Origin of the sequence: Anatilimnocola aggregata (assembly GCF_007747655.1) — a bacterium.
GTDB lineage: Bacteria > Planctomycetota > Planctomycetia > Pirellulales > Pirellulaceae > Anatilimnocola > Anatilimnocola aggregata.
The window spans coordinates 3,172,506-3,196,115 of record NZ_CP036274.1; the positions used below are offsets into that span (position 1 = coordinate 3,172,506).

Below are 23,610 nucleotides of genomic sequence, written 5' to 3' on the forward strand. Positions count from 1 at the left end.
AAAAAGTGTGCGGAAGGGCTCTTGCCGGCGAAATATCGCTCTCGTTTATCATCATACTTACCTGTCGAGATAACGGAATGGAGAACGTGAAACAAGATCATTGAAATCAGGATTTCTTGATGGTTCAAGCCAATGGTTGTGGGCCTCACTCGCCAGATATTCATATTTGGGATGTGACCAGACTTGTCCGTTGCCGTTGCTCCAATGTTCTCACGACGAGTTTCATCAAGTCGGTAGTAGTTAAGGAAAAAATGGCAATTTGTGACGAGGCGTTGTGGGGGTGATGTTGTCAGTGAATCGTTCCTGGTAATGGATCGCGTTGATCCCTTGATGCGCCCGGTGGTGGTTGGCACCGAGCCCAAGAGTGGTAGGTGGAGGGTCGCAAAAGCGCGCACGAATTACGGAAATCGATTTTGGAAGTTTCCTGATGCCTGTAAGGACTTAGGTCGAAGGGTTTTTTTGTTAACTACTTGCGCAATAAATGATTGCGATATATTGGTCATGTGCTTGGAAATTTGCAGTTAACGGAAATTTTTTGGCGTGGATCGTAGCGACTGCGGAACCTGGGGGGCAATGGCGAACTGAACTCGATGCAGATGCGTAGGGGACTTGAGTTGCCGGCAGCGAAGTGGGCGTGTGGTCAGCGAGCTGTTTTCGGGAAGCGACTTGGCGGTTCAAAACCGGGTGTGGCCGTCACGTTGTGACTGCCTGTCTGGGCAAGAGGGGCGCAAAGTTACTTCTATGACTTTTTTGCCAAGAATGCGGGTTGTAGGTTTGAAATCCGGTCTGCGTTGGGCTAAGCTGCTGCGCTTTGGCCAACCGTGCGACGCTTTAACAGCGTTCTCGCTGCCCTTGATGTGCCAGCCGGGGTGTTCCGGGGATCGGATTGTTGCTGGGTCGGTAGTCATCGACTAAGCGAACATTAGCGCTGACAACGTTATTCCCACGAGACGGTAATCTCATCGGACAACCCAAGCCAAATTTTTCGTTCATTGTTTAGGAGCCTATTTGATGTCGAGTAAGCAAACACGTCGTCGTTTTCTACAAACCACGGCAGCTGTTGGTGTGGGTTATTGGGCAGCCGGTGGTGTCTCGCCGCGTGTGAGCTTGTCGGCTAATGAAGAAATTCGTTTCGCCAGCGTCGGCGTCGGCGGCAAGGGGAGCAGCGACTCGGCCGATGCGGGGCGCAGCGGCAAGATGGTCGCCATCGTCGATATCGACGACTCGACCCTCGGCAAAGCTGGCGAGAAGTTCGAAGGAGCGCAAAAGTTCAACGACTATCGCAAGATGCTCGACGAAGTGGGCAAGAGCATCGACGCGGTGACGGTCAGCACACCTGACCACTGCCACGCTGTGGTTGCTTCGGCCGCCATGAAGATGGGCAAGCACTGCTTTGTGCAAAAGCCGCTGACCAAGTCGCTGCACGAAGCTCGCCACCTGGGCAATCTGGCGAAGGAAATGAAGGTTGCCACGCAAATGGGCAATCAAGGAACAGCCGGCAACGACCTTCGCGAACAAGCGGCCATTTGCAAGAGCGGCGTGCTCGGCAAGGTGAGCGAAGTTCACGTGTGGACCAACCGCCCCGTTTGGCCACAAGGGCTCGACAAGCCAACCGACACCCCCGAAGTACCTAAGAACGTCCATTGGGACGAATGGATTGGCCCAGCTCCGAAGCGCGCCTTCCACCCGGCCTATCATCCGTTCAAGTGGCGCGGTTGGTGGGATTTCGGCACCGGTGCTCTCGGCGATATGGCCTGCCATACGCTCAACATGCCATTCATGGGCATGGACCTGCGCGACCCAATCAGCGTGCAAGCGCTCACTTCGGGTCACAACAAAGAGACGTTCCCCAGCTGGTCGGTCATCACGTTCGAATTCCCCGAACGGAACGGTCGCCCGGCCGTGACCTTCAAGTGGTACGACGGCGGCAAGAAGCCTGACACCGCTTTGTTCCAAGGCGCGAAAGTGGCTGGCAGCGGTTGCTTGATCGTGGGCGAAAAGGGTTCGATGTACTCGCCTGGCGATTACGCCGGCAAGACCGAAATGCTCGGTGGCATCACCAAGCCAACGGTGGAATACACCAAGTCGCCCGGCCACTTCGAAGAATGGGTCCGCGCGATCAAGGGTGGCGATGCAGCTGTTTCGAACTTTGGCGATTATGCATCGCCGCTGACCGAGACCATCCTGCTGGGCAACTTGGCCGTTTGGGCCGCTGCCGAGAAGGAAGTCATGGGCAAGAAGATCGAATGGGATGCCAAGAGCCTGACGGCCACCAACGCTCCCGAAGTGGCTCACATTGTCAAGCCTGAGTTCCACAACGGCTACAAGCTGTAAATCGTCGGTGAGTCACCCGTAGGCGAGTCATTCCATGACTCGCTCCGGTCAACCGAACTCTCAGTCACGGAGTGACTGAGCAACGGTAACAGTCGACGGTGCAACACCAGAGTTCAACCTCTCCACCCGCGGTCAGTCGGAAGATTCCGACTGACCGCGGTTTGGTTTCTTGGGGGCGCATGAGTTAGAATTCAGGTGGAAGGAACGTTCCCCATGATTATTGCCAACACGCCCATCACTCCTGAACAGCTGCTCGCCATGCCCGATAGCAAAGGGCTCGAGATTGTGGCAGGAAAGCTCGTGGAGAACAAAATGGGAGCGGAATCAAGCGAACTCGCAATCGTGCTGGCGAGCATCTTGTATCAATACTGCAGCAAAGACCGTATTGGTCGCGTATTTGGCCCCGACACTTCGTTTCAATGTTTTCCGCACGACTCAACGATGGTCCGCAAGCCCGATGTGGCGTTTCTAAGCTACGCCAGATGGCCTGCCGATAAACGAATCGGAGCTTTCATCAAAGTCGCTCCCGAACTGGCGATTGAAGTTCTCTCGCCCAACGATGTGATCAAAGAGGTCAATGACAAGGTTGACGACTACCTTGCCGCAGGCGTATCAACCGTGTGGGTCGTGAATGAGTTTCGCCGCTACGTGGAAGTCCATTCCGCAAACCAGCCACCGCGAATCGCAACTTTGAATGACGAACTGACGTGCGAAGAGATCCTGCCGGGCTTTCGTTGCGGAGTGAGCGAAGTCTTTGCCCGTATTCCCACGGCTGAGTGATTGGTTTCGCCAACCAGTTTCCCCGCCTCGCACGTTTTCCGGCCTTGCCCCCTTTTCGCCCAATATGGGTGCGGTAGGCTGACGTTTTATCAGCAAATCGTTACGCGTTCTAAGCCGATTTGCCATTTCCATTTCGAGTTGTTCGGACCCGAGCCCAATCCAACATGAGCGACCCTTATTTTCAGCAGTTGTTTGCCGAGCGAATCGGTGGCGTGAATTACGGCAAGGGAACCGAGATCTATAAGTTCGAAAAGATCAAACGGGCCAAGCGGAAGGCACTGGCCGATTTTCCGAATCGGCTGCTCGTCGATTTCGGCATTGGCGAAAACGACTCGATGGCTCCCGAGAATGTGCGGGCTGCACTGACCGCCGAAGTCAACAAGCCCGAAAATCGCGGCTACATGGACAACGGCAATCAGCGGTTCAAAGAAGCGGCCGCTGCGTTCATGCAGCGGAACTTCGGCGTGAAGCTCGATCCGAACACGCAGGTGAATCACTGTATCGGCAGCAAGCCGGCACTCGCGATGATCCCCGCCTGCTTCATCAATCCTGGCGACGTCACTTTAATGACGGTGCCGGGCTATCCCGTCGCCGGTACCCACACGCGTTACTACGGTGGCAATGTCTTTCGCCTGCCACTCCTCGCGCAGAACAATTTCTATCCCGATTTCAAATCGATCCCCGCGGACATTTGGACGAAGGTCAAGTTGCTGGTCATCAACTATCCCAACAGCCCGACCGGCAAGACCGCGACCAAGGAGTTCTACGAGCAAGTGGTTTCACTCGCCAAAGAGAAGAACTTTGTCGTGGTGCAAGACGCTGCTCACAGTCTGCTGAGCTACGACCAAAAGCCCTCGAGCTTCTTGCAGACGCCCGGGGCGATGGATGTCGGCGTCGAAGTTCATTCGCTCTCGAAGGGCTTCGACATGATCGGCTGGCGCATCGGTTGGGTCTGCGGTCACGAACGGATCGTGCGGGCCTTTTCCGATGTGAAAGACAACAGCGATTCGGGGCAGTTCGGCGCGATTCAAAACGCTGCTGCTGCCGCTCTCGATGACGACAGTATTCACGAACGGACGCGCACGAAGTACAAGCGGCGGCTGGAGAAGCTGGTCGCGATGCTGACTCGCTGCGGTTTCAATTGCAAAATGCCCGGCGGTACTTACTTCCTGTACACGCCCGCCCCCAGCGGCTTAAAGGATGGCACCAAGTTCGCAAATGCCGAAGAGGCAAGCCAGTTCCTTATTACGCAACTGTCAATCGTCACCGTCCCCTGGGACGATGCTGGAGCGTTCCTGCGCTTCAGTGTGACGTACGAAGCCGCGGATGAAGCTGCTGAAGACGCCCTGATGGCAGCGGCCGAAGATCGGCTCAAGGGCTGCGGCGTCCAATTTTCCTGATAGGATAACGTGTCGCGCGTTGCCAGTCGCCGATTGTTTCGTTTATCGCTTCGTACTTCTCGTCGGTTTGGGGTGCTTGCATGTGCAGTCGGATCTGGCTTGTCGCGTTGGCCTGTTTGCTCGGTGCTGCGGTCGGTTGTGGTGGTGGTGGCAGCGGCAAGAAAGAACTGTCCCTCGACGCCCAAGTGAAGAAGGCGAATGCCGAGACCGATGCCGGTCGCCGGGCCAAGTTGTTGGCAGGTTTGGGCGAAAAGCAACTCAAAGCCGGCGACGTCATCACTGGCGATACGACTTTGAACTCCGCGCTCGAATCGGCGATGGAGGTGGAAGAGCCTGGGAGCAAAGCCAGCGCCCTGATTTTTGTGGGCCAGGCAATGGCCCGCGCCGGCAAAGTAAGCGAAGCGAAAAAGACGTTGCGCGAAGCAGCGAAAACTCTGGAAGCAGTAGAAGACTCCGGGCCTAAGGCCATGGCTTTTGCGGAACTGGGGACTGCTTCTGGCGTGCTGCTGAAGAATCCGGATCAGGCGACGGAGTACCTGAAAAGCGCGGAACTGGCCGCCGACAAGATTGAGTTGCCGGCGATGAAAGCTGGCGCAATGGGAAAGATTTACGTCGCGTACGAGCGCTCCGAACGAGCGACGGAAGCTGAGGCAACGTTAGCGAAGGCCAAGACCTTTGCCAAGGAACAGCCAACGCCACGGGAACAGGTCGATTGCCTGGCTGAAATTGGCGATGCTTTGTCCAAGGCGAAAAAGAACGACGAAGCAACAACTGTCTTCACAGATGCCGACAAAACAGCGGGTGACATTAAAGAGGACGAGGCCCGCGGCTACGCTTTTTTGAACCTGGCCCGTAAGCTGAAGCAAGCCGGTCGTCCCGATGAAGCACGCAAGGCACTCTCGAAGGCCGATGATGCCGCGCTCAAGATCAAGGACGGCAGCCTTCGACAGCCCTTGATTGCCGAAATCCAAGCCGCGGCGAAATAACATGCTGGTCGAACTGGTCCGCACGACAACTGCCGACGGCCTGCGGCTCGATGGCGCGCTTCACGCCAGCGACGACGGCAACGTTCGTAAGAAGCCTGCAGTCCTCGTGCTGCACGGCGTCGGCGGCAATTTCTATTCGTCCAGCACGTTCGAACCACTCCTCCCTAAGTTGCACGCGGCAGGTTACCCCACGCTCACTGTCAACACACGCGGCCATGATTCGGTCTTTGGTGCGCAGTTAGGGAACATTCGCCGGCGACTCGGGGCGGCTTACGAGATTGTCGATGAATGCCGGGCCGATATTGCTGCCTGGATCAAGCTGCTGGTGAGTCGCGGGCACCAACGGGTCATTCTGCTCGGCCACAGCTTGGGAGCGATTAAAGCCGTCTATGCACAGGCCCACGATCGTCATGCAAGTGTTGCAGCAGTGCTTGCCGTGTCGCCGCCCAGGTTGTCTTTTACCGCTTTCAACAATGCAGCCGAAAGCAGCGTCTTTTTCGAATCGATGAGCATCGCTCGTGAACTCGTGAAGGAAGGAAGTGACGACGAGCTGTTCGATGCTCGCTTTCCTTTTCCGTTGTTAATCACGGCGGCCAGTTACATCGATAAGTACGGACCTGCCGAGCGCTACAACATTCTGGAGTTCACCCAACTTCTCCGCTGCCCCACGCTCTTCACCTACGGCAGCAAAGAACTGGCCCAAGGGGGCATCGCTTTCGCCGGCTTGCCCGAAGCGATCAATAAGATCCCTGCACATGCCGCGCGTGATGTCATCACAATTCCCGACGCCGATCATTTCTATACCGGCGTGCAAAAGCTGTTGGCCGACAGGGTAGGGGAGTGGCTGACGCAGCAGGGGATTGATTGATTGCGTGAAATGGCTCGCTATTTTCCTTCAAATTGCAACTCGTGATTTGGATTAAGTGGCTTCCCAATCTTCACAAAATTCGCCCGAAACTTGCTCAATTCCGCGCGTCCGTCGTTCCAAACTTTCGGCTCAATCCGTTTGTCGTGCGGCTGCCGCAGAGCCCAGTCGATTGCTTCCAGTTGAAGCTCGAAAAGTGGCTTGTCTTTGCGCGACTGATACCACACTTTGTATCCGCCTGTGCTCTCGATGAAATAAAGCGAACGAGGTACGCCAGTATCATCAAGAAACGCGATCTGGCCTTGATAAACTTCGATATGGGCGGCGATTAGACTCCTGCACGCGTGCCCGACGCTGTACGCCGCGAAGACACCGTTTGACGGAACTTCTCGCCAGTGCGAAAAGCGGTTGTCATCGACGCCTTGCATAATCGACGGCAATGAAACTTCAAAGTTGTCGGCCAGTTGATCGTAAGCTGCCTTTACGTCTTTATAGGCAACGTCGCCAGAATTGCGCGGCGAGTCGAGCACATACGATTCCTTGTACGGCCATGCTTTCCGATTCGCTAATTGCTGCACCCAGACATCGCACTGCTGGCGAGTCACTTGCTGGTTAGCCGGTTTGTCCTGTGCGAATGCGAGGCATGGCAGAGATACGAGAAGAACTAACGCAGCTCGACTTATTGACATCATTGCAAGATTCTCGGACATTGATCGCCAACACGTAGTATAAGCCGGCATAATCTACCAGGCACGTATATTAACGCGTTGCCACTTCAATCCCTTCTTCCACTGCCAGGCAAATCCGGTCGAGTTCTTCAAGTTTGATGTTAAGCGGTGGCATCATCACGACGACGTTGCCGAGCGGACGCAGCCAAACACCGCGGGTCAGTGCGTGATTGCAGACTCGTTGACCGCGTCGCTCGCCCCAGGGAAAGGGCTCTTGCGTCACACGGTCGCGGACGAGTTCAATTCCGGCAATCAGGCCCAGTTGTCGTACGTCGCCGACGTTTGGGTGGAGGGCAATTCGAGCCAGATATTCTTGCAGCCGAGCGATTTTGGCTGGCATGTTTGCGAGCGTTTGTTCTTGCTCAAAGACGTCGAGCGTTGCAAGCGCGGCCGCTGCACCGAGTGGATTGCCGCCATACGTGTGCCCGTGGAAGAAGGTGCGCGACGAACTGTAAGTTCCCAGAAAGGCCTGCCAGATTCGATCCGTCGCGAGTGTGGCTGCCAGCGGCAGGTAGCCCCCGGTGATTCCCTTCGCCAGGCAGAGCAAATCGGGCTGCACATCTTCTTGTTGGCAGGCAAACATTCGCCCGGTGCGACCCATGCCGACGGCCACTTCATCGGCAATCAGCAGTACGTCGTGCTGGCGAGTGAGTTCTCGCAGGCCCCGCAAGAAGCCCGGTGGGTGCAAGATCATTCCAGCCGCGCATTGCATGAGCGGCTCCACAATTACCGCGGCAATCTCTGCGTGCTGGTGCTCCAAGACTTGGGCAACCAGATTCAGGAAATACTCGCACGCATTCTCGCGTGTGACGTTGGTCGGCAATCGATACATCGTCGGCGACGGCAGACGCAGCACTTCGAACAGCAGGGGGCGAAACATTTCATGAAAGCGCGGCACTCCCCCTACGCTCACGCTGCCGAGCGTATCGCCGTGGTAGGCATTCTCAAACGCCAGGTATTTCGTTTTCTTCGGTTGAGGCTGTTCACACTGTTGCCAGAACTGAAACGCCATCTTCAGGGCCACTTCGACAGCTGTGGCCCCGCTATCTGAAAAAAAGACATGCCCGAGACCTGCCGGCGCAAGGTCGACTAGCCGGCGGGCAAGCTTGATCGTCGTGGGGTGTGCCATTCCCAGCGAAGTGACGTGTGCCACCTGGTCAAGTTGCGCACGAATGGCCGCGTCGATTGTCGGGTGCCGATGTCCGTGGACGTTGCACCACAGACTGCTCACGCCATCGAGATAGGCCCGCCCCTCTAAGTCGTACAGGGTGCAACCTTCAGCCCGCTGAATGATGAAGGGCTGATGCTCGGTCATTTGCGTAAAGGCATGCCAGACCAGCTCGCGGTCCCAGGCTTCGAGTTGCTCGCGCGTCGGCGATTCGTCAGCAGGACGCGGTGAATCGTCTACCATTGCACCGTGATGGCTTGCCCCGCGCGCACGCCCAGCATGATCTTGGCACTATCCCCCACAATCACCAGTTCCAGAAATCCGCTGGGGGCGAGCAGTGCGAGAAATGTCATCTCGGGCTCTTGGTGGTCGGGCGCAAACAGGCCGACAGTTTGATGCTCGTCACACGTAATCGTTACCGACTGGTCACGCGGGACCGAACGCAGTCGGTCGACAGCGATATCGGTCACGAGGTTGCCGGCCTCGTTATAGGATGTGATTTTGCCTTCGATCTTTCCCGGCACTAGCTACACTCCGCCCGAAGTGGTGAGATGTCGCGGGTAAACGTGTGGCGACATTCTAAAACGCCGCTAGCGGAGAGCCAAGCGGTCTGCGGAGCCTATTCAGGACATTGTTAAGATTTTGTTCCCCGGCGTACTCGCACCCAATCCCCCACTTGTACGGCGAGCGCGTTTGCCGCGTTGCCATTGACCTGGGCAATCTCCAGTCTGCCTTGCGAATCAACGAGCGAAATGAGTTCCCCCGGGGCTTGCTTGCCATAAGTGGTTTGCAAACCACTGATACGCCGCTCGCGAATCTGCGTTTCGATTCCCGCCGGCCCAGCCCAGCCCTTGATTTTGGCAGCTGATAGGTTCGTAATTAAATTGCCGAACGAATCGATACAGAGGACCTCGCCCCGAACTTCGTCGAGCTCGATCAGAGGCTCATTCCATGGCAACATTATTAGCGATTCATAGATCGGCCCCAAGTCGATAGGATCGAGTCCGCTGGCCAGGTGCCCGGCCACCGAGGCGAGAATATCGCGCCCGTGAAATGTGTTACTCACCACCTGCCGCCAGAACCTCGGCTCCGCTAGCGCAACGACTCGCTGCGGCGGATGCTGTTTTGCCAAGTAGCTGAGCACCCCGTTATCGGGCGCTAAGAAGCTCTGCCCGCCGATCTCTGCGTAGACCATTTTGCGCTCGGTGCCGACACCCGGGTCAACAACCACCAGGTGCAAGGTATTTGTTGGAAAGTAGGGAGCAACATCGGCCAACACGATCGCTGCTTGCCTTACGTTTTGCGGACTGATGCCGTGCGTAATGTCGACCATCTCGACCGCTGAGCAAACCTGTAGCACTGCCCCTTTCATCGCGGCGACGTAGGGACTCGAAATGCCAAAATCGGTGGTGAAGGTCAGGAGCATGCAGATTGCAGAAGTGAGAAGGCAGAAGTAACAGAAAAGGCCGCTTTCGCGGGGAGGTTGATTGCGGCCAGCTTGCTTTCAAAATACATTGCCACATTCACTGAGCGAAACAGCTCGAGCGAATTATTAATTCTGCATTCCGCCTTCTTACTTCAACATTCCTATGTTTCTCACCTTCGGCGAAGTCATGGCTCGGATCGCACCTGCGGGGCATTTGCGTTGGCCGCAAACGCTGCCTGGTAGTGTGCAAGTTACTTGGGGAGGTGGCGAAGCCAACGTGGCAGCTTCGCTGGCGATGTTCGGACATAGCGCCCGCTACCTGACCGCGCTGCCCAAACAACCGGTTGCCGAAGCACTCGTGACATCGCTCCGCGGTCTGGGCGTCGATGTTTCGCAGATCTACTGGCGTAAAGAGGGACGACTCGGGCTCTACTTCGTCGAAGTCGGCGCTAATCAGCGGGGAAGTACGGTCCTTTACGACCGCAGCCATAGCGCCATCAGCCTGGCCGCTGCGACTGAGTACGACTTCGAAAATGCGTTGCAAGATGTTCACTGGCTGCATGTGACGGGTATTACACCAGCCATCAGTGAAGCCGCAGCGCACGCGAATCAAAAGCTTGTTGAACTTGCTCACTCGCGCGGGATAGCTGTTTCGTGCGATCTCAACTTTCGCAAGAAACTCTGGAACTGGCGCAGCGGAACCAAGCCTAAAGATCTGGCCCGCGAATGCATGACAAAACTGCTTGCGCATGTCGATCTCGTCATTGCCAACGAAGAAGACGCTGCCGACGTGCTGGGGATTCATGCCTCGGGAACCGATGTCACTCAGGGGCACATTGCTGCCGATGCATACGAGCAAGTCGCGCGCAAGATCGCCACTGAATTTGCGAGCGTGAAGCGGGTGGCCATCACCCTGCGCGAGAGCATCTCGGCAGATCACAACAACTGGGGAGCGATGCTGTTCGATGTCGCGACTGATCGCGCCCATTTCGCGCCTCTCGATGCAGCCGGCAATTATCAGCCTTACGAGATACGAAACATTGTCGATCGCGTTGGTGCCGGCGACTCCTTCGGAGCCGGTCTGCTCCACGCGCTCAGTACGCCGGCAATTTCATCCCCCGACAAAGCGATTGCCTTTGCCGTCGCGGCCAGTTGCCTGAAGCATTCCGTTCAGGGCGATTTTAACTATGTTACAGTGGAGGAAGTGACCGCCCTGCTTGCCGGCAATGCGAGTGGGCGAGTGCAGCGGTGAGTGCTCTGAGATTGCACGAGGAGGGGCCATGTCAACAAGATATCTTAAGGATCCAGGGCAAATTGCAATACCACCGTTAGAACCCGGCGATCATCTCACACGTGATGAGTTCGAACGGCGATATGAGGCAACGCCGAATCTAGCGATGGCCGAGTTGCTTGAGGGAGTTGTCTATATGCCTGCTGCGACACGAGCTTCGTACCACAGTCGGCCTCACCAGATGATTGCTGCCTTGCTAGGTGTCTACGATGCCAATACCCCAGGTACGATTTCCTTCGACAATGCCTCTGTGCGGCTTGACTTGGATAATATGCCGCAGCCCGATCAAGTCCTCCTCGTGCTGCCAGAATGCGGTGGGCAGTCCAAGCTGAGCAGCGACGACTATATCGAAAATGCTCCCGAACTTATTTGGGAAGTCTCGGCGAGTTCAGCGAGTTACGACTTGAATGTAAAGTTTCGAGTTTACAGGCGAAACGGCGTCAAAGAGTATGTCGTTTGGCGAGTGCTTGATGAAGCCATCGACTGGTTTGTGCTTCAAGGAAGCGAATACGCAAAGCAGACAAGAGCCGCTGACGGCTTGCATCAAAGCGTGATTTTTCCAGGATTGTGGGTGAATCCCGACGAGCTCGTACGACAATCTATGGATTTAATGCTTAAGACGCTCGACCGGGGACTGGCCTCGCCCGAACATCAAGAGTTTGTAAAGCAACTTAAGTATCAGCGCTGATATCCCATCGGCAAAATCGCCGAAGTTGCTAAAATCCGCATTTCCATTCGGCAGGTATTCGCCCGGTAAAGTTGTCACTTCATGTCGCACGATCGTTACGAAAATCCCCTCATTTCCCGGTATGCTTCGAGCGAGATGAGCTCGCTCTGGAGCGAACAACGGAAGTTCAGCACCTGGCGCAAATTGTGGGTCATTCTGGCCGAAGCCGAGCAGCAATTGGGGCTGCCGATCACTAGCGAGCAGATTGCTGAACTGCGCGGGCAGGTCGACAACATCGATTTCGACGCCGCGGCTAAGTATGAGAAAAAGTTGCGGCACGATGTGATGGCCCACGTCCATACGTACGGCGATGTCTGCCCGAGTGCCCGCGGCATCATTCACCTGGGGGCTACCAGCTGCTACGTCACCGACAATGCCGACCTGCTGCTCCTGCGCGAAGGTCTGCAACTCGTTGCCCGCCGGCTGATGACCGTCATCGACTCACTTGCCAGGTTCGCCACCGAGCAGCGAAGTGTTGCTTGCTTAGGTTTCACGCACTTGCAGCCCGCGCAGCCCACGACCGTGGGTAAGCGTGCGACTCTCTGGTGCTACGATCTCGTCCTCGACCTGCTCGAAGTGGAGCATCGCATTGGAGAAATGCGCGCACGGAGTGTGAAAGGAACCACTGGCACTCAGGCGAGTTTTCTGGCCTTGTTTCATGGCGACCATGCGAAGGTGCGTGAGCTCGAGAAACTCGTGGCGAAGAAAATCGGCTTTGCAGATAGCTATGCCGTGACCGGGCAGACTTACACGCGCAAAGTCGATTCGCAAATTGTCGATGTCTTGTCGGGAATAGCCCAATCGGCTCATAAGTTGGCGACCGACCTCCGCCTGCTCGCTTCGCGCAAGGAAATGGAAGAGCCCTTTGAAGCCGATCAGATTGGCAGCTCGGCGATGGCGTACAAGCGGAACCCGATGCGCAGCGAACGGGTTTGCGCGCTCGCGCGGTTCGTGATCAGCCTGCAGTCAAGCGCTGCCAATACGGTAGCCACGCAGTGGATGGAACGGACGCTCGACGATAGTGCCAATCGCCGGCTCGTGCTGCCGCAGGCATTTTTAGCCATCGATGCGATTCTGGTGTTGCTGCAGAATATTTCGAACGGGCTGGTCGTTTATCCGCAAGTCGTCGCGCGAAATCTGCAAGAAGAACTCCCCTTCATGGCGACGGAGAACCTGTTGATGGCTGCCGTCGAGCGGGGGGGCGATCGCCAGAACTTGCACGAAGTGATTCGCAAGCGCAGCCACGAGGCAGCGGCGGTTGTGAAGCAAGAGGGGAAGCCGAACGATCTGCTTACGCGTCTGGCTGCTGAGCCGGACTTTGCCGGCGTTGATCTGCAGGCAGCGCTTGATCCCGCGCAATACGTTGGCCGCGCTCCGGAGCAAGTGGATGAGTTCGTGGCCGAAGTGGTCGCACCCATTCGGGCACGTTATGCGAATCAACGCGAATTGACGGCCGAACTAAAGGTCTGATTCGCACATAGCCCGACGCGTCAGCGAGGGAGATTTGCCGATTGATTCTCGATTGGCACTTCTCCCTCGCTGACGCGGCGGGCTAAGTAAGTCAGAACTCACTGTGAGCCTGCAGCGGAAATAAGGCCGGCGCAGATGATGAACAGAATGATGGCGGCGATTACCGCAGCGGTGACGGCAGCAATCTTTTTGTAAGAGGTCGGTGCGGTGCCTGTGCAGCGGCCTGTTTGTCCGTTCAGCAGAAAACGAAAAGTCTGCTGCTGATAGGTGTAGGCCATTATCCACACGGGCAGTAACACGGGATCGGCCGACAATCCTTCGACACGCACGTTCACGTGTACATTCCTCGCGTTTCCGGGAACTAATTCCGCGCAGGCTTGCCGCACGCGCTCTTCGAGTCCCTGTTGTGCAAGCGGACGAGCATATTTGCGTTGCACCTGAAATTGCTCAAAGAGTGAATTCTCTAAATCGACTTGCCTGGTGGGGACTGCCTGCGCAAGGTCGTAGGGACAAATCGCGTGCGTCTCGGCAGGCGAAAGAGAACTACTTGCCCCCACGAGCAGGCCGTGGTGCTCGCCCCGATGTTCGCCCGAGACAGGGCACCAACTGGCGTTTGCGCCCCACGGTGTTTGGCTGCTATCGGCTGTCCAATAAGTGAATGTCTTACCGCTGAAGACCCAATAAGGAATATAAATGGCGGTCAGCTTCGTCACGATGGCAGCGGTAGCCAGATCGCCGGGACGCCAGAAACTGCTTCCCATCCACTCTTTCAGCCGACTGACGGCGTCGGACTGCTCGATTTGAAATGGCACGACGTACTTCGGAGCGAGCGACTTTGCATCGCGCTCGGCGTGCAGTTTTTCGCCACCACAAAACGGACAGCGGAGGGTTTGGACCGAGGCATCGTAACTCATCGACGCGCCGCAGCCATCGCAGCGAAAGTTGTGCGTGGTTTGCATCGTCGCGCTGCCGTCGTTTGCTGCGCGATGGGGCGCTTCGGTGCCGCAATTGGCGCAGAACAAGTCCTCCTCGTCGAGCAAGGCCTGGCATACGGAGCATTTTTCAACCACTTCAGTCATGGATCACATTACCGCGCATTCACGACAGCGACGATGAGCAGAATCAGCACGATGACGGCCACAATTACACCGACGAGGATCGCAATTCGCTGACTGGAAACTGGCTTGTCGCCGGCCATGCGGCCCGTTTGGCCGTTCATCAGAAAGCGATAAAGCTTGTCGTGATACTTGTAGCTGGCGATATACATCGGCAGCAGACAGAGGTCGGAATTTACGTGGCTGAAGTCCGTGCTGACGATCAAGCTGCGATGCGTGTCGCCCGGCAGGAACGACGCAATGTTCTGCTGCTCGCGGCGATAGAACTCGTGTTGCGAAATGGCAAGCGCTTGCTCGCGATCGACTGAGTATTCTTCTGCGAACCAACCGGCTAAGAAGTAGGCTGCGTAGCGCTTGAGGGCTGGCAACTGGTAAGGCTGCACACGCAGAGCCTGATCCTGCGGCAGGCCTTTGCTGCCAGAGACTAAATAGCCGCTGTAATAGTGGTGATGCCTGCCGGCCAGCGGATACCACTCGGTCTCTTGCACCTGCCGCGTATGCGTGGTCGTGTTCCCCTTGGAGTCTGTCGTGGTATAAGTTTCGGTTCGGTACCAATGTTCGCCGATGGAAGCTTGCCAGTTGCTATCGGCCCGCATCGAAAACGACCAGAACGGCAGATAAACGCCTTTCATTTTGTCGAGCACGGCAGCAGTCTGCAGGTCGCCGGGACGGTACCAGTCGTTGGCCGCAAGCCAGGCTTTGAACTTGGCCTGCGCTTCTTCCGGGGGAATCGCAAAGCCGATCACGAACTCGGGTTGTTGTCGGCCGGTGTCGCGTGCCGGGAGTTCGACGACATAGGTCGAATCGCAAAATGGGCAGATGTAACTCCGCTGGTCCGGATCGGTCGCGACTTCCGCGCCGCAAGTTTCGCAGCCGAAGTGTTTTTGCTCGGGAACTTCTCGAATGGGGGCAGTTGACGCTGGGCCGACCACTTCCGCATCAATCACTTGGGGCGGCGGAGCTTGAGAGGCGGAAGTCGAAAGGGCAGGGGACTGAAAGTCAGGATTGGTAGTGCCGCAAGCGGGACAGAACTTATCCAACGGTTCGATGGGGGTGCCACAAGCTTCGCACGGTTTGCCGCGCGGCGCGGGAGCATCGCGATCGACCGCTTCGGCATCGAGCCATTGGATGTCTGTCATGAAAGTTGCGTTAGGAGGATGTACTCAACTGTGCATGCGGGGGAAATCATCGCCGTCTGCGAGAATGGCGGCCTCAGCTGCCGCCAGTTCCTGCAATCGCTGGCGGAGCGAGGCTTCATCGGTGTATTTGCGGGCCAGTTGAACGTACGTACTATGATGCCGCGCTTCGGATTCGAACAGGCTCCCATAGAAATTAGCCAGTTCGCGGTCGGCAAGGCGATCGCGGAGCAAGCCAAAGCGTTCGCACGAACGGGCTTCAATAAGTCCTGCAATCAGCAGACGGTCGACTGCCCGCTGCGGTTCGTGCTTCGCGATTAATTCGTGCAGTTTACTGCCATAGGTGCTGGGATGAATGCGGCGAAACTTCAGCCCCCGCGCGGTGAGTAAATCGATGACTAGGTGATAGTGTTCGAGTTCTTCGTTGACGATTTCCGTCATGGCGGCGGCCAGTTCGGTATCTTCGACATAGTAGCCAATCAGGGCCAGCGCGCAGGCGGCTGCTTTGCGCTCGCAATGAGCGTGGTCGATCAGCAGTTCTTCGAGGTTGGCTTCGACTTGGTGCAGCCAACTTTCGGGCGTGGTGCTTTGCAAGTTCAACATGCGATTATGATAGGCGGATCGAACGAAAGTGGGGAGAGGCGACCGCCGACCACGCAAGGTTGGCTGAAAACGATTGGCTGTTTAGAATGACAGTGCTATCCCTTTTGAAGGACACATTGCATGTCAACCGTTTTCTTCCAGTCCCTTCCGTCGCCGGTGACTCCGATTGCCGAACAAGCTCCCCCATTGCAATCGGGCGATCGTTTGACGCGCGACGAATTCGAACGGCGTTATTCTGTTGCACCCAGCCATATTCGTGCCGAGCTTGTGGAAGGGATTGTATACGTCATGGGGCCACCCGTTTCTGAACAGTATCACGCCATTCCGCACGGCGACTTTGTAACTTGGATGGGTGTTTACAAAATTTACACACCCGGAGTGCAACTCTACGACAACGCCACAGTTCGTCTCGATAGCGACAACGAGTTTCAGCCCGACGCTGCGTTGAGAATTCTTCCGGAGTTTGGTGGTCAGTCGCGGACACGCGACAACTTCATTGATGGTGCTCCGGAACTCGTTGCCGAAATTGCGGCCAGTAGCGCTAGCTATGACTTGGGCGAAAAGCTGAAAGTCTATCGAAGGGCAGGGGTGCGCGAATACGTTGTGTGGCGAACTTGGGATGGAGCAATTGACTGGTTTTCGCTCCAAGCAGGTCAATACGTGCCACAATCGCCCGATCAGCAGGGCCTGCACAAAAGCGAAGTCTTTCCCGGCTTGTGGCTTGATCCCGCCGCCATGCTTGCCGGCAACGGTGTACGGGTGATTGAAGTGCTACAACAGGGACTAGCCACTGCTGAACACGCCAAGTTTGTTACTGACCTGGCCACGAAGTTTCGTTCGCTTGAGTAGTATTGCTCTTCTCCAAAACTCCCCCGATCGCGTTTTTCTCGCTTAGCTAATGATTCTGTTGACCGTTCACGACATTGTGAAGCATTACGGCCCCGAACCGGTCCTGGATGGCGTGACGTTTGACTTGCGGCCAGGCGAACGGGCATCGCTGGTTGGTCCCAACGGGGCCGGCAAGACCACGCTGATGCAGATCATCGCCGGGCAGAGCGAGCCGCACTCGGGATCGGTGGTGATTCACCCCTCTGCGCGAATCGGCTATTTAGAACAGCAGCCCGAGTTTCCCGTTGGCCGCACAGTTTGGCAGGAAGCGAGCAGTGCGCTCGACGAGTTGCTGAACCTGTCGAAAGAGGCCGAGCGAATTGCAACGGCAATGGCCACCGAACAAGAGCCCGCTGCGCGGCGCAAGCTTGAACAGCAGTTCGACTTTATCCAGCACCAGTTGCACCGGCACGATGTTTATCAGGCCGATCGCCGCATCGAACAGATTCTCCAAGGGCTGGGGTTTGGTCCTGCCAGTTATCATCAACCCGTCGATCAACTATCGGGAGGGCAGCAGAATCGCCTCTTGCTCGCAAAACTGCTGCTGGCCGATCCCGATCTGCTTCTGCTGGATGAACCTTCGAACCACTTGGATATCGACGCGACGGAATGGCTGGAAAACTATCTCACAGCTACCGACCAAGCGATGCTGGTGGTCAGTCACGATCGCTACTTTCTCGACCGGGTGACGAATCGGACCATCGAACTTTATCAAGGTACCGTTGAATCATACCCCGGCAACTTCACGCAGTACAAACGGCTGAAAGGGGAACGCCTGGAAGTGCAGCGGAAGACATTCGAGAAGCAGCAGGAAGAAATCGCGCGGATGGAAGATTTCATCCGCAAGAATCATTACGGAGTGCTGGCCACACAAGCTGAAGATCGCCGGAAGAAACTGGAACGGATCGAACGCGTACCGCCACCGCGCGAAATCAAATCGCCAGCGATGAGTTTTCCCCCGGCTGCACGCTCGGGCGATATCGTACTACGTGTCGAAAAACTGAGCAAAGCTTACGACCGGCAACTGTTCAAAGACCTGACGTTCGACGTGCTGCGCGGCGAGAAGTGGGGAATCCTCGGGCCGAATGGAACCGGCAAGACGACGCTCCTGCGCTGCATCTTGGGGCAGATCCCGGCCGATAGTGGCCGCGCGGTCCTTGGCAGCCAGGTGAAGCTTGGCTATTTCGATCAGCACTTGAGCAGCGTACCGGCCGATGCCGAAGTGGCCGATGCCGTTCGTCCCGATCACAAAGAATTCATGATTCAGGCGCGGCGCGACTTGCTCGCGCGGTTCGGCATTACGGGCGATACGGTGCTGCAGAAGGTTTCTAGCCTGAGCGGCGGCGAACGAAACCGCACGGCACTGGCGAAACTGGCGGCCCTTGATGTGAACGTACTGATGCTCGACGAGCCGACGAACCATCTCGACCTGTGGGCCCGCGATGCGTTGGAAAAGGCCTTGAAGGAGTTCGATGGCACGGTGATCTTTGTCAGCCACGACCGTTATTTTCTTAACCAGGTGGCCGACAAGTTGCTGATCGTGCAGCCCGATCGTTTTCGCGTGATCGAGGGAAACTACGACACATACTTGCATCTGGTGAAACAAGGCTTTGCGCAAGATGCCCGGGCTGGGGTCGCTGCTGAGAAGAAGCGCGAAGCAACCACAGCCAGCCAGGTCGCCCAGACGAAAGAACGGGAAAGCCGTCGCAAGCGGAAGTTTCCGTATCGCAAGCCGGCCGACATCGAAGCTGACATTCACGTGCAGGAAGCCCGTCAGGAAGAATTGCTGCTAACTTTCACGCAGCCCGATGTGCTCCGCGACGGCGAGCGAGTCAAGCAGATTCAAACCGAACTCAGCGCGCTGGAAGAATCGTTGCCCAAGCTGTACGAGCATTGGGAAGAAGCGCTCGAGATGAATCAGTAACGGGCGAGAGTCTGGTTCGCTGCCGGTTCGCCTCGCTCTACTAAGCGGAAGGCATAGCCCCGCCAAAGCGTGTGGAGCATGTCGCTCGGCCAGTGTTCGCGGCACATTTCGAGCGAAGGATCGGCGATGACTGCATTGCCGCTGGAGTCGAACCGCAGCAGGACGACGGAGTGATTCACGCCCGGTTGCCAACCAAATTCGCGGGTGTAGTCCGAATCGGAGCGTGCGCCCCGCGACAGACCGACGCTGAGAATCAGCGGTCGATCGGCCAACTGACGAAGTTGTGAATCGCTACAGTGCACGACTTCCACATCATAGGGAGTGCCTGCAGTCTTCAGTTTCAACCCGCGATAGAGGCCTTGCCAGCTCGTTCCGTGACGGGTGAGACACAGTTCTGCCATCTCTTGCTCGGTGGCGGGAATCCCATACTGCTTCAGTAAGGTGGCGGCACTGGCTGGCGAGCAAGTCTGCTGGGTCGTTTGCAAACAGGTGCCGAGGCTGTCCCAGCGGTTGCCGCATGCGGGCGCGCTGCCAAGCAGAGGATAAACAAAGCTATACGCGGCGGCGGAGGCCAATCCGACGACGCAAGCCATTCGCCGCGCGTAAGAGCTTGCCGGGCGATGCCAAACGATGGCCGCCAGGGCCGCCGCCAGCAGCGGTAGCCAATTGCCCACGAGAATCAAGTTCGAGTAGGGGAGCCAACGAGAGATCCGGACGTCGTACCACAACTCGTAGATGTAGTAAAAAAGGAGGCCCATGATCACGCAGCCCGCTACTTCACTAACGCGGGGCGAAACTCGCTGGGTGACGCGGGCACTGAGCAGAAACACCGCGACCGCAGCTACTGCGATCATCAGCGATCCCCACCCAAGATCCGACATCCGCTCTCTCCCTCGCCGGTCGATTGATTTCGACGTGGCCGAAAGGCGTGACACAAATCTTCCGCGAAGCAAATGCGAAGATTTTGTGAAGACCCGGGGAATTTTAGGAGAGGATTCAGGTCGGGTCTAGGGAGAACATCGGCAAAAGTGCCCGTTGAATCAAGTATTAATAAAGAAAGGCGCTAGCGCGGCTGAACGCCAAGTGCTCAGCGCCACCCAAGAGTGAAGTGAACTGACCTGCGAGCAAAGTAAGCAGTGGGGATGCGTTCAGACAGCGGTGACTGCGTTTGCTGAAGCAACGACTATCGTCCGCCGCGGCCACCGGAGCCGCCACCAAAACCACCACCGCCGCCGCCTCGGCTTCCGCCGCCACCAAAACCACCACCACCGCCGCCGCGACCACCGCCCTGCAGGGCATTGAACATCTGCATTTGCTGGCGAATCTGGTTCGAAACCTGGGGAGCCTGCTGCTGGGGCTGATTGTTTTGCCCGCCCGTTCGCGAGCCACCGGTACGCTGCCCACTGCTTGAACTGCCAGATGGGCGACCCGTTGGAGTGCCGCTGGTGGTGGTCTTGCTACTGGTGATCGACTCGCCATAGACCTGCGCGAGCGAACGGGTAATCACGTCGGCATTGGAGCCGCGGAGAGACACCACGCGCACCGTTTGATCGGAGGCCAACTCAGCGGTATCGAGTTGCTTGACGAGGGCTTTTACTTCTTCGAACAGATAGTCGGGAGCAGAGACAATCAGCGAATTGGTGCGGGTGTCGACCCCGACCGTCATCTTTTGTTCTTCACCCTTGTTCTCCTGAGCTGCGCCGCGTCCGCCACGACCGCCGCCGCCACCACCGCGGAGAGCGCGAACGAAGTCTTCGGGCGATGGTTGCCGCTGTTGATTGGCGCCAGCATCGGCAGTCATCCGACCGGAGTAGACCTGCTTGACGACCACTGCGATCTGATCGGCAGTCGAGTTGTAAACGGGAATGAACCGCGGCGCTGCCACGGTTTGCACGGCTTCGGGACCAGAGGGCTTATCGAGCAGTTCCAGCAGTTCTTCGATTTTCTCGTGATCGCGCGATGTGGCCTGCACAATGAGGGCGTTCAAACGAATATCAGCGGTAATGGTCGCGCTGCCGGCGGTTAGCGGGGCACTGCCGCCACTACTGCCGCCGCCACCCATGCCGAGCAAGCCGCCCAGCAAACCACCACCCATATCGCCCATCATGCTCGAAGCCAAATCACCCATCAGGCTGCCACCGCCACCACTATCGCCGCCCGAACTGCCACCGCCACTCAGAATCTCTTGCAGCAGCGTGGCTGCAACTTGAGCCTTCGAATACTTGAGATAGTAGATGGCCAACTCTTTGCCGCCTACTCCCTGACTATCGGCCACTTGCCGCAGCAGTTCTTCCAGTTCATCGAGCGCGTCGAGATCTTCGGAGGTAATGAGGATGCCGTTCGGGGTGAGCGTAATCACCACCTCGGCACCCGGCTTGGAGACCGGACCCTTCGGAGCTTCAGCTGCTTCGGCGGGCTGGGCTTCCGCCGGTTGCTCAGCGGGCTTTTTCTCGGCATCGGCGGCCGGCAACGGCTGGCTGACAAATTGCAACTTCAGGTCGCGATATTCCTGCCGGGTCGTCCGATCCTTCACATCGGGGTTCAAGATGGCGGGCTGGTCGGCTTTTGGTGCAGCAGGTGCGCGCCGCGTCTGATCGGGCAACGTGGTGGCTTCGGGCTTGGGAGGAGGAACAGGACCAACGGGCCCAGGAGGATACTCGTTCGCGGATGGCGGGCCGAAGTTGTCTTTCAGTTCATTTGGCAGGCTCTTGCTGGCAGGGGTGATGACGCGAATCTTGTTCTTGTGCATCGTGGGCCAGATCATTTCGAGTTGTTCGATCGCCGTGCGCGCCGATCGACCCGTGAGGGGAATCGTGCGATAGGTCTTCCGCTCCCCCATCTCGACCACGTCGTTGCCGCCGACTTCGCCCATCTTCTGCAACAGTTCACGAATCTGGGCCACCTGCGGTGCGTTGGCCCGAATCAGCAGTTGCATGTTGATCGTGTCGGCTTCGACCTTGGGCGCGTTGGCGGCAGGCTTGTCGCCGTCGCCACCAAACAGCTTGTTGATTTGCAGCACGGCCGCTTGCGGATCGGTTCGTCGCAGTTTGATCACTTCAACCATCGTGGCGTCGCGCTGCATTTCTTCGAGCGTCGCGCGAATGGTGGCATGTTGCGACGGGCGACAGAGAGCGACGAGGTTGCCCGTCTTGGGGTCAACCGTCAGGCGGACATCGGCAAGTCCGGCCAGCAGGGTTTGCAGCACCTGCAGTACGGCAGCTGGGTCGGCCTTCTGCACGCTATAAATCACTAATTGGGGCTGTTCGAGCGGAGTACCTTCGCCGAGTGTGCCCGAAGCTATGTCGACCAGCTTCTGAATCTCTTTCACCTTCTCGATTCGTTCGGGCTTGCCGGTGGCGAGAATTCGCATCCCCAGTTCATCGACCGAGAATCGCAGGCTGCCGTCCGGTGCCGCATTCACATTGGCTGGAATGCCGAGCAGAGGATTTGCCAGCGCGAGAAACTCGCTGGGGCGAATATTCTCGAGCTTGATTACCGTCACGTCTTCATCTTTGGGGACGGCGGGATTTTCAATGGATTGAATCGCGTTGCGAATCAACCGCAGCGTGCCGACCGCTTCAGTAATTACCAGTTGGCGCGCTTTCGACAATACGACAATCTTGCCATGCACACCGATCAGTTTCTTGATTTCGGCCTCGGCCTCTTCCGCAGTAATCTTGGTCAGTTGAAAGAGGCACTGCACGATCTCGAAATCGCCACGCTTTTCGAGTTCCGACTCCAGAATGCGCGGGGCGAATGTATCGGGCAGTTCATCCTCGGAGTTGAGCAGGAACAACATCCGCTCTTTGCGAATCAAGCGATATCCCTTGGTCAGGAGGACGCTATTCAGCAGGTCGAGGGCCTGCGCCGGAGTATAGGCCCGCGTATCGGAGTAGTTGAAAGTGCCGGTCGGGTAGATATCGGAGACGAGCGAAAAATCGGACTGCTCGGCGAACCACTCAATCACTTCTTTCCAGGGTGCATAACGAAACTGGAACTTCAATTTCACATCGCCATCGGCGGCCTTCAGCCCGGTGCTGGGAATGCGTACGCTGGAATTGGTGGGAACGCCAGTTGGGGGATTTGTCGGTGCGGCCGATGTGCCGGCAGCAGGAGTGCCAGCCACGGCGGTTCCCGGCAGTGGTGTGGTTGGTGCAGTTGGAGTCAAATCTGGCAAGACTCTTCCCGTGAGCGCTTCCCATTTTGTTCGTTGGTCTTTATCGAGCAAGGCGAGCATCTTCTTTTCGAGTTCGATGCTGGCTTTGGCTTTCTCTTGTTCGGGAAAGGCGGCCGTATCGCGCAGAAAGAGTTGATGCAGAATGTTGAACTGCATTTTCTGTCGTTCGGAGACGCCCACCTGGTCGGCGATCGACTTTTCCAGCAGACCTTTCATGCCCGCCCGCTGAATGCGGATTTGTTGCAACTTGGTTTGTTGCTCGGCAGTGAGGAGGGCGAGACCCTGCTTTTCAGATTCGGCCACAAACGGAGCCAGGCGGGCTTCTTTGTCCGCTGCGGGGAGGTCTTTGATTTCGAGCACCAACGGACCGGCCTCGTCCTCGCGCTTGCCAACAAGGTCAGTCAGTTGCTTGAGCACTTCTTCGCTCAGCCCCAGTTCTTTGGCAACAGCTGGATCAGAAGCCAAGGCCAGCACGCCCACGAACGTACCATCGGCGGCGACCACCGAGGCCAGCGAACCAACAACCAGCCAACTGGCGAGCACCCAAGCAGCAAAACGGGTGGACGATGCCATGAAGTAAATCCTCGGCGGC

19 protein-coding genes are annotated in these 23,610 nt (G+C 57.1%); 10 read left to right on the forward strand and 9 right to left on the reverse strand.

Annotated features, from left to right (window positions below):
* Positions 1–1,011 precede the first annotated feature (1,011 nt).
* From ETAA8_RS12030 to ETAA8_RS12050, 5 genes are all read left to right on the forward strand, one after another.
* Positions 1,012–2,334: a Gfo/Idh/MocA family protein gene (locus ETAA8_RS12030; protein WP_145088255.1), complete on the forward strand. Its 1,323-nt coding sequence runs from the start codon at positions 1,012–1,014 to the stop codon at positions 2,332–2,334.
* A gap of 213 nt (positions 2,335–2,547) precedes the next feature.
* A complete protein-coding gene (locus ETAA8_RS12035) occupies positions 2,548–3,114 on the forward strand; it encodes a Uma2 family endonuclease (protein ID WP_145088256.1) in 567 nt (188 codons plus the stop codon).
* Positions 3,115–3,278: 164 nt separating this feature from the next.
* On the forward strand, positions 3,279–4,514 hold the full coding sequence (locus ETAA8_RS12040; RefSeq protein WP_145088257.1) for an LL-diaminopimelate aminotransferase: 1,236 nt from the start codon (positions 3,279–3,281) through the stop codon (positions 4,512–4,514).
* A gap of 80 nt (positions 4,515–4,594) precedes the next feature.
* Positions 4,595–5,500, forward strand: a complete 906-nt coding sequence (locus tag ETAA8_RS12045; protein WP_145088258.1) for a hypothetical protein — start codon at positions 4,595–4,597, stop codon at positions 5,498–5,500.
* A 1-nt stretch (position 5,501) separates the two neighbouring features.
* Complete coding sequence (locus ETAA8_RS12050; RefSeq protein WP_145088259.1) at positions 5,502–6,368, forward strand: alpha/beta hydrolase; 867 nt, start codon at positions 5,502–5,504, stop codon at positions 6,366–6,368.
* A 17-nt stretch (positions 6,369–6,385) separates the two neighbouring features.
* Here the strand turns inward: ETAA8_RS12050 and ETAA8_RS12055 are convergent, their stop codons facing one another.
* The 4 genes from ETAA8_RS12055 to ETAA8_RS12070 form a co-directional block, all read right to left on the reverse strand.
* Positions 6,386–6,895 (reverse strand): hypothetical protein, encoded by a 510-nt coding sequence (locus tag ETAA8_RS12055; protein WP_145088260.1) that lies wholly within the window; start codon positions 6,893–6,895, stop codon positions 6,386–6,388.
* A gap of 229 nt (positions 6,896–7,124) precedes the next feature.
* Entirely contained in the window at positions 7,125–8,504 is a 1,380-nt protein-coding gene (bioA, locus tag ETAA8_RS12060) for an adenosylmethionine--8-amino-7-oxononanoate transaminase (RefSeq protein WP_145088261.1), read from the reverse strand.
* Positions 8,498–8,785: an SAM hydroxide adenosyltransferase gene (locus ETAA8_RS12065; protein WP_145088262.1), complete on the reverse strand. Its 288-nt coding sequence runs from the start codon at positions 8,783–8,785 to the stop codon at positions 8,498–8,500. The genes bioA and ETAA8_RS12065 overlap by 7 nt, the downstream gene beginning before the upstream one ends.
* A 110-nt stretch (positions 8,786–8,895) precedes the next feature.
* Positions 8,896–9,687 carry an SAM hydrolase/SAM-dependent halogenase family protein gene (locus ETAA8_RS12070; RefSeq protein WP_145088263.1) on the reverse strand — a complete coding sequence of 264 codons (792 nt, stop codon included), beginning with the start codon at positions 9,685–9,687 and terminating at the stop codon, positions 8,896–8,898.
* 163 nt (positions 9,688–9,850) lie between these two features.
* On the opposite strand from ETAA8_RS12070, the gene ETAA8_RS12075 reads away from it, so the two are divergent.
* From ETAA8_RS12075 to purB, 3 genes are all read left to right on the forward strand, one after another.
* The gene (locus ETAA8_RS12075; protein ID WP_238397743.1) at positions 9,851–10,939 is read left to right on the forward strand and encodes a sugar kinase; all 1,089 of its coding nucleotides are present in this window, start codon (positions 9,851–9,853) and stop codon (positions 10,937–10,939) included.
* A 28-nt stretch (positions 10,940–10,967) separates the two neighbouring features.
* Positions 10,968–11,666: a Uma2 family endonuclease gene (locus ETAA8_RS12080; protein WP_145088265.1), complete on the forward strand. Its 699-nt coding sequence runs from the start codon at positions 10,968–10,970 to the stop codon at positions 11,664–11,666.
* An 81-nt stretch (positions 11,667–11,747) separates the two neighbouring features.
* Complete coding sequence (purB, locus tag ETAA8_RS12085) at positions 11,748–13,175, forward strand: adenylosuccinate lyase (protein WP_145088266.1); 1,428 nt, start codon at positions 11,748–11,750, stop codon at positions 13,173–13,175.
* A gap of 98 nt (positions 13,176–13,273) precedes the next feature.
* Here purB and ETAA8_RS12090 read toward each other — a convergent pair whose 3' ends face one another.
* From ETAA8_RS12090 to miaE, 3 genes are read right to left on the reverse strand one after another with little or no spacing between them, the layout of a single operon-like run.
* Positions 13,274–14,254 carry a zinc ribbon domain-containing protein gene (locus ETAA8_RS12090; protein ID WP_145088267.1) on the reverse strand — a complete coding sequence of 327 codons (981 nt, stop codon included), beginning with the start codon at positions 14,252–14,254 and terminating at the stop codon, positions 13,274–13,276.
* An 8-nt stretch (positions 14,255–14,262) separates the two neighbouring features.
* Complete coding sequence (locus tag ETAA8_RS12095; RefSeq protein WP_145088268.1) at positions 14,263–15,429, reverse strand: zinc ribbon domain-containing protein; 1,167 nt, start codon at positions 15,427–15,429, stop codon at positions 14,263–14,265.
* 24 nt (positions 15,430–15,453) lie between these two features.
* On the reverse strand, positions 15,454–16,029 hold the full coding sequence (gene miaE / locus ETAA8_RS12100; protein WP_145088269.1) for a tRNA-(ms[2]io[6]A)-hydroxylase: 576 nt from the start codon (positions 16,027–16,029) through the stop codon (positions 15,454–15,456).
* 120 nt (positions 16,030–16,149) lie between these two features.
* On the opposite strand from miaE, the gene ETAA8_RS12105 reads away from it, so the two are divergent.
* Together ETAA8_RS12105 and ETAA8_RS12110 are read left to right on the forward strand one after the other, a co-directional pair.
* Complete coding sequence (locus ETAA8_RS12105) at positions 16,150–16,878, forward strand: Uma2 family endonuclease (RefSeq protein ID WP_145088270.1); 729 nt, start codon at positions 16,150–16,152, stop codon at positions 16,876–16,878.
* 49 nt (positions 16,879–16,927) lie between these two features.
* Complete coding sequence (locus ETAA8_RS12110; protein ID WP_145088271.1) at positions 16,928–18,841, forward strand: ABC-F family ATP-binding cassette domain-containing protein; 1,914 nt, start codon at positions 16,928–16,930, stop codon at positions 18,839–18,841.
* Here the strand turns inward: ETAA8_RS12110 and ETAA8_RS12115 are convergent.
* Positions 18,835–19,722 (reverse strand): cysteine peptidase family C39 domain-containing protein, encoded by an 888-nt coding sequence (locus tag ETAA8_RS12115; protein ID WP_145088272.1) that lies wholly within the window; start codon positions 19,720–19,722, stop codon positions 18,835–18,837. The genes ETAA8_RS12110 and ETAA8_RS12115 overlap by 7 nt on opposite strands.
* Positions 19,723–20,024: 302 nt before the next feature.
* Positions 20,025–23,591: a secretin N-terminal domain-containing protein gene (locus ETAA8_RS12120; protein ID WP_145088273.1), complete on the reverse strand. Its 3,567-nt coding sequence runs from the start codon at positions 23,589–23,591 to the stop codon at positions 20,025–20,027.
* Positions 23,592–23,610: the final 19 nt, after the last annotated feature.

What these genes read in the sequence shown, in the direction of transcription:
- ETAA8_RS12050 (WP_145088259.1), top strand. Translation starts at nt 5,502, where the DNA reads ATGCTGGTCGAACTGGTCCGCACGACAACTGCCGACGGCCTGCGGCTC.
- ETAA8_RS12090 (WP_145088267.1), bottom strand. Translation starts at nt 14,254, where the DNA reads ATGACTGAAGTGGTTGAAAAATGCTCCGTATGCCAGGCCTTGCTCGAC.
- ETAA8_RS12070 (WP_145088263.1), bottom strand. Translation starts at nt 9,687, where the DNA reads ATGCTCCTGACCTTCACCACCGATTTTGGCATTTCGAGTCCCTACGTC.
- ETAA8_RS12075 (WP_238397743.1), top strand. Translation starts at nt 9,851, where the DNA reads ATGTTTCTCACCTTCGGCGAAGTCATGGCTCGGATCGCACCTGCGGGG.
- ETAA8_RS12045 (WP_145088258.1), top strand. Translation starts at nt 4,595, where the DNA reads ATGTGCAGTCGGATCTGGCTTGTCGCGTTGGCCTGTTTGCTCGGTGCT.
- ETAA8_RS12080 (WP_145088265.1), top strand. Translation starts at nt 10,968, where the DNA reads ATGTCAACAAGATATCTTAAGGATCCAGGGCAAATTGCAATACCACCG.
- purB (WP_145088266.1), top strand. Translation starts at nt 11,748, where the DNA reads ATGTCGCACGATCGTTACGAAAATCCCCTCATTTCCCGGTATGCTTCG.
- ETAA8_RS12040 (WP_145088257.1), top strand. Translation starts at nt 3,279, where the DNA reads ATGAGCGACCCTTATTTTCAGCAGTTGTTTGCCGAGCGAATCGGTGGC.
- bioA (WP_145088261.1), bottom strand. Translation starts at nt 8,504, where the DNA reads ATGGTAGACGATTCACCGCGTCCTGCTGACGAATCGCCGACGCGCGAG.
- ETAA8_RS12035 (WP_145088256.1), top strand. Translation starts at nt 2,548, where the DNA reads ATGATTATTGCCAACACGCCCATCACTCCTGAACAGCTGCTCGCCATG.
- ETAA8_RS12115 (WP_145088272.1), bottom strand. Translation starts at nt 19,722, where the DNA reads ATGTCGGATCTTGGGTGGGGATCGCTGATGATCGCAGTAGCTGCGGTC.
- ETAA8_RS12120 (WP_145088273.1), bottom strand. Translation starts at nt 23,591, where the DNA reads ATGGCATCGTCCACCCGTTTTGCTGCTTGGGTGCTCGCCAGTTGGCTG.
- ETAA8_RS12030 (WP_145088255.1), top strand. Translation starts at nt 1,012, where the DNA reads ATGTCGAGTAAGCAAACACGTCGTCGTTTTCTACAAACCACGGCAGCT.
- ETAA8_RS12105 (WP_145088270.1), top strand. Translation starts at nt 16,150, where the DNA reads ATGTCAACCGTTTTCTTCCAGTCCCTTCCGTCGCCGGTGACTCCGATT.
- ETAA8_RS12110 (WP_145088271.1), top strand. Translation starts at nt 16,928, where the DNA reads ATGATTCTGTTGACCGTTCACGACATTGTGAAGCATTACGGCCCCGAA.
- miaE (WP_145088269.1), bottom strand. Translation starts at nt 16,029, where the DNA reads ATGTTGAACTTGCAAAGCACCACGCCCGAAAGTTGGCTGCACCAAGTC.
- ETAA8_RS12095 (WP_145088268.1), bottom strand. Translation starts at nt 15,429, where the DNA reads ATGACAGACATCCAATGGCTCGATGCCGAAGCGGTCGATCGCGATGCT.